This is a genomic window from Metabacillus mangrovi (assembly GCF_009711125.1).
Classification (GTDB): domain Bacteria; phylum Bacillota; class Bacilli; order Bacillales; family Bacillaceae; genus Metabacillus_B; species Metabacillus_B mangrovi.
The window spans coordinates 21,536-34,668 of sequence record NZ_WMIB01000002.1; the positions used below are offsets into that span (position 1 = coordinate 21,536).

Annotated in this window: 9 protein-coding genes; 7 read left to right on the top strand and 2 right to left on the bottom strand. The window is 46.2% G+C overall.

What is annotated here, in order from left to right:
* Positions 1-90: 90 nt before the first annotated feature.
* Positions 91-1,422, top strand: a complete 1,332-nt coding sequence (locus GKZ89_RS04135) for a PhoH family protein (RefSeq protein ID WP_338324897.1) — start codon at positions 91-93, stop codon at positions 1,420-1,422.
* 34 nt (positions 1,423-1,456) lie between these two features.
* Here GKZ89_RS04135 and GKZ89_RS04140 read toward each other — a convergent pair whose 3' ends face one another.
* Complete coding sequence (locus tag GKZ89_RS04140; RefSeq protein WP_155111138.1) at positions 1,457-1,948, bottom strand: peptidyl-prolyl cis-trans isomerase; 492 nt, start codon at positions 1,946-1,948, stop codon at positions 1,457-1,459.
* A gap of 172 nt (positions 1,949-2,120) precedes the next feature.
* Here GKZ89_RS04140 and GKZ89_RS04145 point away from each other — a divergent pair, with 172 nt between their 5' ends.
* The 4 genes from GKZ89_RS04145 (at position 2,121) to GKZ89_RS04160 (ending at position 9,519) form a co-directional block, all read left to right on the top strand.
* Positions 2,121-2,402, top strand: a complete 282-nt coding sequence (locus GKZ89_RS04145; RefSeq protein ID WP_035413036.1) for an Fpa/YlaN family protein — start codon at positions 2,121-2,123, stop codon at positions 2,400-2,402.
* Between the two features lie 221 nt (positions 2,403-2,623).
* Positions 2,624-3,841 carry an FtsW/RodA/SpoVE family cell cycle protein gene (locus tag GKZ89_RS04150; protein WP_155111139.1) on the top strand — a complete coding sequence of 406 codons (1,218 nt, stop codon included), beginning with the start codon at positions 2,624-2,626 and terminating at the stop codon, positions 3,839-3,841.
* A 58-nt stretch (positions 3,842-3,899) separates the two neighbouring features.
* Positions 3,900-7,337 carry a pyruvate carboxylase gene (gene pyc, locus GKZ89_RS04155; protein WP_155111140.1) on the top strand — a complete coding sequence of 1,146 codons (3,438 nt, stop codon included), beginning with the start codon at positions 3,900-3,902 and terminating at the stop codon, positions 7,335-7,337.
* 775 nt (positions 7,338-8,112) lie between these two features.
* Positions 8,113-9,519 (top strand): cryptochrome/photolyase family protein, encoded by a 1,407-nt coding sequence (locus GKZ89_RS04160; RefSeq protein ID WP_155111141.1) that lies wholly within the window; start codon positions 8,113-8,115, stop codon positions 9,517-9,519.
* Between the two features lie 47 nt (positions 9,520-9,566).
* Here GKZ89_RS04160 and GKZ89_RS04165 read toward each other — a convergent pair whose 3' ends face one another.
* Complete coding sequence (locus GKZ89_RS04165) at positions 9,567-10,502, bottom strand: COX15/CtaA family protein (RefSeq protein WP_430696700.1); 936 nt, start codon at positions 10,500-10,502, stop codon at positions 9,567-9,569.
* A gap of 445 nt (positions 10,503-10,947) precedes the next feature.
* Here GKZ89_RS04165 and cyoE point away from each other — a divergent pair, with 445 nt between their 5' ends.
* Both cyoE and coxB read left to right on the top strand, forming a co-directional pair.
* Complete coding sequence (gene cyoE / locus GKZ89_RS04170; RefSeq protein ID WP_155111143.1) at positions 10,948-11,877, top strand: heme o synthase; 930 nt, start codon at positions 10,948-10,950, stop codon at positions 11,875-11,877.
* Between the two features lie 161 nt (positions 11,878-12,038).
* Complete coding sequence (gene coxB, locus GKZ89_RS04175; protein ID WP_155111144.1) at positions 12,039-13,112, top strand: cytochrome c oxidase subunit II; 1,074 nt, start codon at positions 12,039-12,041, stop codon at positions 13,110-13,112.
* Positions 13,113-13,133 lie beyond the last annotated feature (21 nt).

Here is a 13,133-nt window from a genome sequence, read left to right on the forward strand (position 1 = left end):
TATTCACGAAAACATATATTTTAGCATCGTTTGAACATGCTGTGAGATAGTGAAGGCAGCCTTGCTGCCATATGCAGATTGGGAGGCGGAATATTGAATAAGGTTTATGTATTGGACACAAACGTATTGCTGCAGGATCCGAATTCAATTTATTCTTTCGATGACAATGAGGTTGTTATACCGGCAGTTGTGCTGGAGGAAGTGGACTCCAAAAAACGCTATATGGATGAAGTTGGCCGAAATGCCCGCCAGGTATCCAAACTGATTGATGCACTAAGGGAAAAAGGAAAGCTTCATGAAAAAATTCCGCTCCACAACGGGGGAGTATTACGTATAGAATTGAACCACCGCTCTTTTCACGAATTGCAGGACATTTTTGTTGAGAAAACGAATGATAACCGGATCCTTGCGGTAGCAAATAATCTTTCCAACGAAGAAAAGACGAAAGAGGACGGCCGGCCGGTGATTATTGTAAGTAAAGATACGCTTGTTCGGGTCAAAGCGGATGCACTCGGTCTGATTGCAGAGGACTTCCTGAGTGACCGGGTGGTGGAGGTTGATCATGTTTATACCGGATTCTTGGATTTGTACATCGAGAAGGACAGCTTGGACAAGTTTTATGAGAAAAATGAATTAACGCTTGCCGAGGTGACAAACCACCCCTTTTATCCGAATCAGTTTGTCATCATGAAAGATGCACTAGGAGGATCATCCTCTGCTGTCGGAATGGTCGATAAAACCGGGAAAAAGGTGAAGCGGCTCTTTACGGATCATGATCATGTGTGGGGCATCCGGCCGAGGAACGTGCAACAGACTATGGCTGTGGAACTGCTGCTGAGAAACGACCTCCCCCTCGTTACCCTGATTGGAAAAGCGGGAACGGGAAAAACGCTTCTTGCTCTGGCAGCGGGCCTTCTGCAGACGGAGGATCTGGGAACGTTCAAGAAGCTGCTTGTGGCAAGACCGATTGTTCCTGTAGGCAAGGATATCGGGTTCCTTCCGGGTGAAAAAGAAGAGAAGCTCCGTCCATGGATGCAGCCGATCTATGACAATCTGGAGTATTTGTTCAACACGAAAAAACCGGGTGAGCTCGATGCCATTCTTGCAGGGATGGGTTCGATCGAAGTCGAGGCCCTGACTTATATCAGGGGCCGGAGCATTCCGGATCAGTACATTATTATTGATGAAGCACAAAATTTGACCAAGCATGAGGTCAAGACCATCCTGACAAGGGTTGGAGAGCGCAGCAAAATTGTCCTGATGGGTGACCCGGAGCAAATTGATCATCCTTATCTGGATGAATACAACAACGGGCTGACGTATGTTGTGGAAAAATTCAAAGACCAGCAGATTGCAGGCCATGTAAAGCTTGTAAAAGGGGAGCGCTCGGGACTTGCGCAGCTTGCAGCCGATTTGCTTTGAATGGAAAGAAGGTGCCGGTTCCGGCACCTTCTTTTTAGAGAAACATGATTTCTTTAACAGCAGTGATCGGACGATCCTTGTTTGAGCCGTCTCCATAGTAGAGATGCATAGGTCCGTCTTCCTTTAACGGCTTGCCTTCCTTGCTGAAAGCGGCAATCAGTTCATGGGCTTTTTTCAGAGGGAGGGCAATCATTTCGCCGTCTGTAAGGATATGCACGGAAGTGGCGTCCTGCTCTGCTTCTGCATGCTGCAGAAAAGGAGACAGACGGATTCCGAAAGTGCCGGATACAAGTTCCTGTTTTTTGAAGGACTGCTTTTTTTGAATAGAAGGGGCTTCATTGCCTTCTTTAATTTCCCTGTCCCAATGGGCTGAAATCTGTTTCGTATAGTTTTCTGTTTCGTCAGCCTTTGTCCCGCTATCATGAAAAAAACTTTCGAGATCAGCTTTCCGGTCATCGAAGATCCAGACACCCGGGTCAAGGGTAATCGGATATTTTACTTTGCCGGTGATTTGGATGATGCTCATCTTATCCCTCCTCTTTCCACATTATAAGCGCTTTCGGACAAGTTGTCACAATTGACAGGGATTGGCGAACAGGCGCACGTTTTGTCCATTATAAAACCTTGCTTTTTTCCTGGTTTCCCTTTAATATTAGTAGATAGATTAGAGGTAATCGCTCGGAAACGGAGGGATTCATTTGGCTTCTGAGATTGCGATTGATCATCGTGAAAAAGCACTTGCGCTGCTCAAGGCGGATGCTGACAAAATCATGAAATTGATCAAGGTTCAGATGGATAATTTAACAATGCCCCAATGCCCTCTTTATGAAGAGGTTTTAGATACACAGATGTTCGGTTTATCCAGAGAAATTGATTTCGCTGTAAGGCTTGGTCTTGTGTTCGAACACGAAGGCAAGGTTCTTCTGGATTCTTTGGAACGCGAGCTGTCTGTCTTGCATGAGGCGTTTACGAAAAAATAAACTCAGGAACTCAAACTGTTTGCATGCCAATAGTTTGAGTTTTTTTATCTTTTCGGTTCTTTTTTCCTGAACGGGAGGACGGCAAATTCCTCTAATCGTTCATTGTATGTTGCCTTTTTCCCTGATACGATAGTAAAGGCGGCTGCTAAGCGTGGTTTGTGATTATATCGAAAATACAAAATTTTTAGAAGAATTAATTGAAAAAGTAGGGAAGAGAGTTTATGATTAAAAAAATCCTAAAATCCTATGATTATACGTTAATTTTTACCGTCTTTTTGCTGTGTGTGTTCGGGCTCATCATGGTATACAGTTCAAGCATGATTTCAAGCGTTACCAGGTATGGGGCAGAAAGTGATTACTTCTTCAATAAACAGCTGATCACGATCCTTGTAGGTTCTGTTGCTTTTGCAGCGGCAGCTGTCATTCCATACAGGGTATTGCTGACTGGGAAAGTGCTGAAAACAATTATGTTCCTTTCAGTGGGACTGCTTGTTATTCTGTTTGTATACGGCCATACGGCCGGAAATGCAAAAAGCTGGATTAAGGTAGCAGGTTTCACTATGCAGCCTGCCGAGTTCGTAAAGCTCAGTGTGATTATTTATCTGGCTGCTGTATATGAGAAAAAGCAGGCATATATCAATCATTTCAAAAAGGCAGTTATGCCTCCGCTTTTCTTTACTGCTTTTATCTGTCTGCTTATTGTGCTGCAGCCGGATGTTGGAACAGCTGTGATCATTGCTATGATTTTGGGGGCGATGGTACTGTCCTCCGGTATGAGCTGGCGCAGCATTTCAGGACTCGTCCTCATGGGGCTGATTTTTGTGATTTTGTTCAGTCCTTTGGCTGCACTTTTTTCAGACAAGCTGTTCACAGAGGAGCGGGTCTCAAGGTTTCAGGGTGTGACGGATCCTTTCGGTACAGAAGAGGATGCGGGCTATCACCTTGCCAATTCTCTGTATGCCATTGGTTCCGGCGGAATGACAGGCCTTGGCCTTGGCAACAGTGTACAGAAATACGGCTATCTTCCTGAATCGCATACAGATTTTATTATGGCGATCATTGCAGAAGAGCTTGGCATCCTAGGAGTGCTGTTTGTTCTTGGGCTGCTTGGCGTCCTGATCTTTAAAGGGTTTTACATAGCACGAAAATGCGAAGATGCTTTCGGTACGCTGCTTGCTGTCGGCATCTCGAGCATGATTGCGATTCAGGCATGCATCAACCTCGGGGGCCTGACAGGACTGCTGCCGATTACAGGTGTGACACTGCCCTTTATCAGCTATGGAGGCTCCTCCATGCTTGTTCTCTTAATCTCTGCAGGTCTTCTCGTCAATGTTTCAATGTTTAATAATTACAGAGAAAAGTATAAATCAGGGGCAGCAATAAAAGTGGATAAAAAGCAAAAACCGAAATTTAAAACACCGGTTCCTTATAAAATGTGATACACTTCAACTAAATGTGACATACTAATTACTTTTGCCATAGGAGGAGAAGAATCTCATGCAAACAATCCAGAAAGTGCTTGTCGCCAACCGTGGTGAAATTGCCATCCGTGTATTCAGGGCATGTACGGAGCTGAATATCAGAACGGTAGCCATCTATTCAAAAGAAGACGCCGGTGCCTACCACCGCTATAAAGCAGATGAAGCCTATCTGGTCGGGGAAGGAAAGAAACCAATCGATGCCTATCTGGACATTGAGGGGATCATTGCGATTGCAAAAGCGAATGAGGTAGATGCGATTCACCCGGGTTACGGTTTCCTTTCAGAGAATATTCATTTTGCCAGAAGATGCGAAGAGGAAGGAATTATTTTTGTAGGACCTGAATCAAAGCACCTGGATATGTTTGGAGATAAGGTAAAAGCAAGAAGCCAGGCAGAATCTGCCGGGATCCCGGTTATTCCAGGGAGCAGCGGACCGATTGCAGGCTATGAGGACGCTGTAAGGTTTGGGGAAGAATACGGCTATCCGTTTATCATCAAAGCTTCTCTTGGCGGCGGCGGACGGGGAATGAGGATTGTCCGTTCAAAGGCAAGTGTCAAAGAATCGTATGAGCGCGCCAAGTCCGAAGCAAAAGCCGCTTTCGGGAACGATGAGGTATATGTCGAGAAGCTGATCGAGAATCCGAAGCATATTGAAGTGCAGATTATCGGAGACCGAGCTGGAAACATTGTTCATTTGTATGAACGGGACTGCTCGATTCAGCGCAGACACCAAAAGGTAGTCGAGGTGGCTCCGAGCGTCTCCCTGCCGGAGGAATTCAGGCTGGAGATCTGCGAAGCTGCAGTAAAGCTGATGGAAAAGGTAGAATACGTGAATGCAGGTACGGTTGAATTTCTCGTATCCGGCAGCGAATTTTATTTTATTGAGGTTAATCCGCGGGTTCAGGTGGAGCACACGATCACTGAAATGATTACCGGGATTGACATTGTCCAGACGCAGCTGATGATTGCAGACGGCTTGGCGCTGAACACTCCTCAGATCGGCATATATGAACAAAGTCAAATACATACGAACGGGTATGCCATACAATCCCGTGTAACGACTGAAGATCCTTTAAATAACTTTATGCCGGATACCGGCAAAATCATGGTATACCGTTCCGGAGGCGGTTTTGGAGTGCGGCTTGATGCAGGGAACGGATTCCAGGGAGCTGTCATCACGCCTTACTATGATTCCCTTCTTGTGAAGGTTTCTACATGGGCTCTGACCTTTGAACAGGCAGCATCAAAAATGGTAAGAAACCTGAAGGAGTTCAGGATCAGGGGAATAAAGACGAACATTCCTTTCTTAGAAAATGTAGTAAAGCATGAGCAGTTTTTAAGCGGAGAATACAATACTACCTTTATCGACAGTTCTCCGGAGCTTTTTATCTTTCCAAAACGGAAGGACCGGGGAACAAAAATGCTCAGCTATATCGGGAATGTTACCGTAAATGGTTTTCCGGGAATCGGCAAAAAGGAAAAGCCTCACTTTGAAAAGCCTGCCATGCCTTATGTTGACTTGAGCGGATCCATTAAACCGGGTACGAAAAACATACTGGATGAGAGAGGTCCTGAAGGTCTGGCTGAGTGGGTAAAACAGCAAAAGCAGGTTCTTCTGACAGATACCACGTTCCGGGATGCCCATCAATCCCTGCTTGCCACCCGCCTGCGGACAATCGATATTAAGAATATCGCTGAGCCTACAGCCCGGCTCGCTCCGGATCTGTTCTCACTTGAAATGTGGGGCGGCGCCACATTTGATGTAGCGTACCGCTTCCTAAAAGAAGATCCATGGGAGAGACTGCTGACAGTCCGGAAGCAAGTGCCGAATATTTTGCTGCAGATGCTGCTCAGAGCATCGAATGCGGTAGGCTATAAAAATTATCCGGATAATGTGATCAAAGAGTTTGTTGAAAAATCGAGCAATGCAGGCATTGATGTTTTCCGGATTTTTGACAGCCTGAACTGGGTCAAGGGAATGACGCTTGCCATTGATGCAGTCAGGGACAGCGGAAAGCTTGCAGAAGCCGCTATCTGCTATACAGGGGACATCCTTGATCCTGCGAGACGAAAATACGATCTGGATTACTATAAAAACATGGCCAGGGAATTGGAGGCGTCAGGTGCCCATATACTGGCTATCAAGGATATGGCCGGACTGCTGAAGCCGCAGGCTGCCTATGATCTGGTTTCAGCATTAAAAGAAACTGTGGATATTCCGATCCATCTGCACACCCATGATACGAGCGGGAACGGCAATTACATGTATGCGAAAGCAGCTGAAGCAGGAGTAGATATCGTAGACGTTGCGGTAAGCTCCATGGCAGGCCTCACGTCCCAGCCGAGTGCCAGCACCTTTTACTACGCTCTCGATGGGATGGAAAGACAGCCCGATCTCAATGTCGAAGTACTCGAACAGCTGTCCCGATATTGGGAAGGAGTCAGGAAATACTACCAGGATTTCGAAAGCGGCATGATTGCACCTCACACTGAAATCTACCAGCACGAAATGCCGGGGGGCCAATACAGCAACCTGCAGCAGCAGGCAAAGGCTGTCGGACTTGGGGATCGCTGGGAAGAAGTCAAAGAAATGTACCAGCGTGTGAATGTCATGTTCGGAGACATCGTGAAGGTCACTCCGTCTTCAAAGGTGGTCGGTGACATGGCTCTGTATATGGTGCAGAATAACCTCTCTGAGGACGATGTATACGAGCGTGGAGAATCGCTAGACTTCCCGGATTCCGTTGTGGAGATGTTTGAAGGCTACCTCGGACAGCCTCACGGCGGCTTCCCTAAAGAGCTTCAGCGCATCATTCTCAAAGGCAAAGAACCGATCAGCGTTCGTCCAGGAGAACTTTTAAAACCTGTCGATTTTGAAAAAATGAAAGAAGATCTGTTCCAGACACTGAACCGTCCGGTGACCAGCTTTGAAGCAATCGCCCACGCGCTGTACCCGAAAGTGTTCCTGGATTATGCGAAAACCTTCGAGCAGTTTGGCGACGTCTCTGTGCTGGACACTCCGACCTTCTTTTACGGGATGAGACTCGGTGAAGAAGTCGAAGTCGTTATCGAAAAAGGGAAAACCCTTATTCTGAAACTGGTTTCAATAGGTGAACCTCAGGCAGACGGGACAAGAGTCGTTTATTTTGAACTGAACGGCCAGCCTCGTGAGGTAGTCATCAAAGATGAAAGCATTAAATCTGCTGTTACTGCTAAGATGAAAGCAGATCCCGCTAACAAAGGGCATATCGGTGCATCCATGCCAGGAACCGTCATCAAGGTTCTCGCATCAAAAGGCGATCAAGTAAACAAAGGCGATCATCTAATGATTACAGAAGCAATGAAGATGGAGACGACCGTTCAGGCCCATTATTCCGGAACTGTCAAAGAAATCCACGTCAGCAACGGCGAACCAATCGCCACTGGTGATTTACTGATTGAATTATCAAACTGACAGAAAAAGCAGCCGCTCCGGCTGCTTTTTTGTTTTGCAGCGCCGCATGTTAGATGATTTGCAGGGAAGAGACCGGTTTGGCATATAGACTATGGGATTAGGCACGCAGATGAACCAGGTCGGCACGAAAACCGGTCAGACCGGCACGTTAATTAAGTTTGGCACGAGAGAGTTTGGTTTTGGCACGTAAACTCAGTGACCAGGCACGTAAAGGAACCAGGTCGGCACGAAACCGGTCAGACCGGCACGTTAATTAAGTTTGGCACGAGAGAGTTTGGTTTTGGCACGTAAACTCAGTGACCCGGCACGTAAAGGAACCAGATCGGCACGAAAACCCGTCAGACCGGCACGTAATTTGAGTTTGGCACGAGAGAGTTTGGTTTTGGCACGTAAACTATGTGACCCGGCACGTAAAGGAACCAGATCGGCACGAAAACCGGTCAGACCGGCACGTTAATTAAGTTTGGCACGAGAGAGTTTGGTTTTGGCACGAAAAATCGATGACCCGGCACGTAAAGGAACCAGGTTGGCACGAAACCCCGTCAGACCGGCACGTAAATTGAGTTTGGCACGAGAGAGTTTGGTTTTGGCACGTAAAACCGATGACCCGGCACGTAAAGGAACCAGATCGGCACGAAAACCCGTCAGACCGGCACGAGATTTCTTTTGGCACGTCTCAGATGAGAAAACCAGCACATCCTTAATAGCGGGAAGCACAAACATTCGTTAAAATTCTTTTCTAAAGGGAAAGAACACTATAGAGGGAGGCGTCAAGATGGTAAATGCAGTTGTCTGGTTTCGGCGGGATTTTCGCTTTCAAGATCATTTGGCGCTGTCAGAAGCGTTAGCGTATTGCAAAAAAAATGACGGCAAGCTGCTCTTCGTTTTCCATTTGAACCGGGATTTTTTTGGCAGCGAAACGGATATGCGGCTTGAATATTTTATGGCTACCGTAAAGGATTTTGCTGAGAGATGCGAAGAGCTGGGGACACATCTTATTGTTATTCAGGGAACACCGGAAGAGGCGTTTGAAAACTTGCTGAAGGACCACAGTGCGGTTCAAGCGGTGTTTTTTAACAAGGATGAAGCGGGATATGGCAAAGAGCGGGATGATCAGGTTATTAGGCTTCTCGAGAAGAAGAATGTAGAGGTTTATCCCTTCCAGGATGCTTATGTGCATGGGCCGAACGAAATTTTTAAAAAAGACGGATCTGTCTATAAAGTGTTCTCACCTTACTACCGGGCGTGGAAACAGCTAGATAAACCTCCAGCCAGGAGATTAACTGTAAAAGACCTTCAGGATTACGTTCAAACTGTAAAAGCCAGTTCTGATTTAAAAGACGTAAACAAGCTTGCAGGTACAAATGATGAGTGGGAAATTGGTGAAAAGGCTGCCCGGAAGCAGCTTAGGAGCTTTGTGAACGATAAACTCGACGCTTACCCGAAGAGCCGTGATCTGCCGGCAGAGAAGGGAACAAGTTTAATGTCAAGGTACTTAAAAACCGGAACGATTTCACCGAGAACGGTTTTTGGGGCTGTCGCCCAGGCGGAGGGCAGTGAAGACAGCAAAGAAGCGTACATAAGGGAACTTGCATTCAGAGATTTCTACCAAATGATTTTTGCCCATTTTCCGGAAACATCTGATCAGGAGTTTTTGGAGCAATACCGTTCACTTGAGTGGAACAGCAGCAAGGAAGATTTTAAGGCATGGAAGGATGGGGCTACCGGATACCCGATCGTGGATGCCGGAATGAGGCAGCTGAATGCAGAGGGATGGATGCACAACAGGCTGCGGATGATTACAGCATCTTTCCTGTCCAAAGACCTGCTGATCGACTGGAGGATGGGGGAAAGGTTTTTTGCTTCAAAGCTTGTGGATTATGATCCCGGTTCCAACATTGGCGGCTGGCAGTGGGCAGCCTCAGTCGGCACGGATGCCGTTCCTTATTTCCGGGTATTCAATCCGGTAACCCAATCTAAAAGGTTTGATAAAAAAGGGGATTACATTCGCAAATATGTCCCTGAATTAAAGGATGTACCGGATCAATACATTCATGAACCATGGAAAATGAATGAGGACGAACAAAAAGAGGCTTCCTGCATAGTTGGGAATGATTATCCTCTTCCGATGATAGACCATCAGGAACAGAGGAAAAAAGCGATCAGCCTTTTTAAAGAGTAGCTTGTTATACGAAAAAAAACCGGCCTGAATGAATCAGGCCGGTTTTTTTACATGTTTCTAAGATTGACCCTGCTCCGTGAGACGAGAAGCAGGAAGTAGCTTAATACTCCGAATAGGCAGGAGATAAAAATAGCATGTGCCAGGGAAATGGCAAGATTAAGTTCGGTCAAAACGATTAATGCTCCTGAAAGTGCCTGTAGGGAGACGAGGATAAAGCAGATGATCCAGCCCCAGTAAACGACCTTTTGATGACTGTATTTTTTTACGGCAAGCCAAGCCGCGTAGGCAATCCAGATAAAAATCAATCCTGCGGCAAATCTGTGGCCCATCTGGACCCACTCCTGAAAGCGCAGCGGCAGCCAGCCTGCCCCGTCATTGCAAAGCGGCCAATTTGAACAGGAGAGGCTCGCTCCGCGGTGGCGCACATAAGCTCCGGTGTAAACCACGATATAGCTGTATATGAGAACTCCCACCATATGAAACTGCATTTTTTTGTCAATTATTAATTTATTCGCATCAAATTTTCTGTCTACCTCGAAAATGAGCAGAGCAAGCAAAAGCACTGAAGCGAATGAAATCAAAGATACTCCGAAATGGATAGCTTTCATAGCACTGGATTGGCCCCATACAACGGCCCCGGCTCCGAGCAGTGCCTGAAGAAGAAGAAAGATAACGGACAGGATTGCGAGAAATTTGGTTTCTCTGATATGGCCGATCAGCCTCCATGAAGCAATGGCGAGAGCAAGGACCAATATGCCTGCTATCCCGCTCGCTGCGCGATGGCTTAATTCGATGATCAGTTCAGGGGTAATGTCACCGGGAAGAAGCACAAATTTCCCGTGGCACAGCGGCCATGATCGTCCGCAGCCCATTCCTGACCCGGTTTTTGTAACCAGTGCGCCTCCCAGAAGGACGACAAGCATGACCAGTGTCGTAATAACAGCCAGCCATTTTAATGCGATAATACGCTTCAAACGATTCACCTTCTTATCTTCAAATCAAATCTTCCGATCATAATGGTATTTTGACATAATACGCTTCTGATTGTAAGAAATAAGTGTGCAAAACACAATAGACTGGGGACATTGTTCACAAAACGCTTGAATTCGTCCGAAATTTTCACGATTATTATGGCTAGTTATTTTCTGGACGAGTAATTTTTTAATAGACAATTCTCCTATACTTCTCTTAATCTGTGGTAAAATTAAAAATGGCCTGCAACCGGAGGTTCTCACACAAAAAGTTAAGATACTGACACAAAAAGTTCACAATTTAGCCATAAAAATTTGTCGAATTATTGTTTAAATCATTTAGAGCATTTTGTTCGTGAACGGATTCCTGTATCATAATCAGTAGATTCAGGTTGATTGCCGGAGAAGCAGGTTTTTATGGTGCTGCAGCAGCACCTACAGCAAAGGAGGATGCATTATGCCTAATTCGAGGACAGCTGCAGAAGCAGCGCTGAGCGAGCAAGGTCCTCATGAGATGACAAAGGCTTCTGCCTGGAAAGACTTTCAGGCTCTCATAAAGATCGGAATTGTGAATTCCAATATGATTACAGCCTTTACCGGACTTTGGCTCGCCTTTATTTTTACCGGCCAAAGCTTTCTGGCTTCCATTGATACAGTCGTTTTCACACTTGTAGGCTCCGCACTGATCATGGGAGGATCATGCGCGGTGAATAACTACTATGACCGGGATATCGATCACATCATGGAGAGGACGAAAAACCGTCCGACCGTAACCGGCAAGTATGAGCCAAGCCAGGCTTTGTGGATTGGAATATTTATGATTGCACTTGGAATGGCTGCACTTATGATGACCACTGCCATGGCGGCTGTCATCGGTGCTATCGGTGTTGTTTCCTATGTGTTTATCTATACGATGTGGTTTAAAAGACGCTATACGATCAATACGGTTATCGGGAGTATTCCCGGTGCAGTTCCGCCGCTTATCGGCTGGACAGCTGTTGATCCGCATTTGACTGTCCAGGCTCTAGTCCTGTTCATGATCATGTTCATCTGGCAGCCTCCTCACTTCCTTGCACTCGCAATGAAGAGAGTAGATGAGTATAAGGCGGCTAATATCCCGATGCTTCCGGTTGTACGGGGCTTCGCTATGACAAAACGCCAGATGATGGTATGGGTTGCCTGCCTGCTTCCGCTGCCTTTTTACCTTTATGATCTGGGCACAGGCTTTGTTATTCTGGCAACAGCATTAAACATCGGATGGGTCGTATTGGCTCTTTCCGGATTTAAAATGAAGGATGATCTTGTCTGGGCGAAATGGATGTTTATCTATTCTCTTAACTACCTGACCATCCTCTTCGTATCCATGATTCTCTTTACAATTGTCTGAATTTAATATGGAACATGCGTGGCGGTGTGCATCCGCCGCGCATTATTCATACATATCCCTGTAAAAAATTCTTTTATTTAAAAGGATTTTCCATAAATAAATTTTTCACAATATTCAAAAGGTTTAAAGGACAACAAAGGGGAGAGGGGTTTGATTTGGCTATGAAAAAGTGGCAGACTACATGGCGCTTGATGGCTTTATTCATCCTGACTGCGGTCTTTATGACCGGATGCGGAGAACCATTTCTGTCTACGCTTACTCCGGCGGGTGAAGTAGCAGAAAACCAATTCTGGATCATGAGCCTCAGTACCATCATTATGGTGGTGGTTGTTGCTGTCGTTACAGTTATTTTTATTTACGTTGTATGGCGGTTCAGACAGCGCAGCAAGGATGAGAAGAATATTCCGGAGCAGGTGGAAGGGAACCACCGGCTCGAGATTATGTGGACGGTAATACCGATTTTGCTGCTTCTCATATTGGCTGTGCCGGTCGTCGCAGCGACATTCGAGCTTGCCAATGTTAAGCCGATGGATGATAAAAACAGGGACCCTGGGGAAGCGCTGGTCATTAATGTCAGAGCGAATTTATACTGGTGGGAATTTGAGTATCCTGATCACAAGATTATTACCAGTCAGGATTTAGTCGTGCCGACGGATGAAAAGGTTTACTTCAGTGTGAAAGCATCTGATGTAAAGCACTCATTCTGGATTCCTTCAGCTGGAGGAAAGATCGACACAAACACGGAAAATGTTAATAAGTTCTGGCTTACATTTGATTCTGACAAGGTAAGCCAAGCCGGGGAGTACTTATATGGTAAGTGCGCAGAACTTTGCGGTCCTTCCCATGCATTAATGGATTTTAAAGTGAAAGCGGTACCGAGAGAAGAGTTCAATCAATGGACTGAGAAAATGAAGAGTGCAAAGCCGAGTCCTGAAACGGCACTTGAGCAGCAGGGGGAAAAGCTGTTCGAGGAAAAAAGCTGCATTGGCTGCCATGCGGTCTCACCTGCAGATGAAAGACCGGAAGAAGTACGGACCGCCCCGAATATGGGGAATTTCGGAGAGCGGACGAGAGTGGCCGGCATCCTCCCGCACGACGATGAAAATATAAAGAAATGGCTGGAGGATCCGGAAAAGTATAAGCCCGGAAACCTTATGACAGGCAAATATCCTAAATTATCCGGAGAAGAAATTGAAGCGCTTACAGCCTATATGAACGGGCTGAAGGTTGAATAAGAACTACTGCATTAAAGGGGA

Coding starts and splice junctions, on each gene's coding strand:
- coxB (WP_155111144.1), top strand. CDS start 12,039: ATGAAAAAGTGGCAGACTACATGGCGCTTGATGGCTTTATTCATCCTG.
- GKZ89_RS04140 (WP_155111138.1), bottom strand. CDS start 1,948: ATGAGCATCATCCAAATCACCGGCAAAGTAAAATATCCGATTACCCTT.
- pyc (WP_155111140.1), top strand. CDS start 3,900: ATGCAAACAATCCAGAAAGTGCTTGTCGCCAACCGTGGTGAAATTGCC.
- cyoE (WP_155111143.1), top strand. CDS start 10,948: ATGCCTAATTCGAGGACAGCTGCAGAAGCAGCGCTGAGCGAGCAAGGT.
- GKZ89_RS04160 (WP_155111141.1), top strand. CDS start 8,113: ATGGTAAATGCAGTTGTCTGGTTTCGGCGGGATTTTCGCTTTCAAGAT.
- GKZ89_RS04150 (WP_155111139.1), top strand. CDS start 2,624: ATGATTAAAAAAATCCTAAAATCCTATGATTATACGTTAATTTTTACC.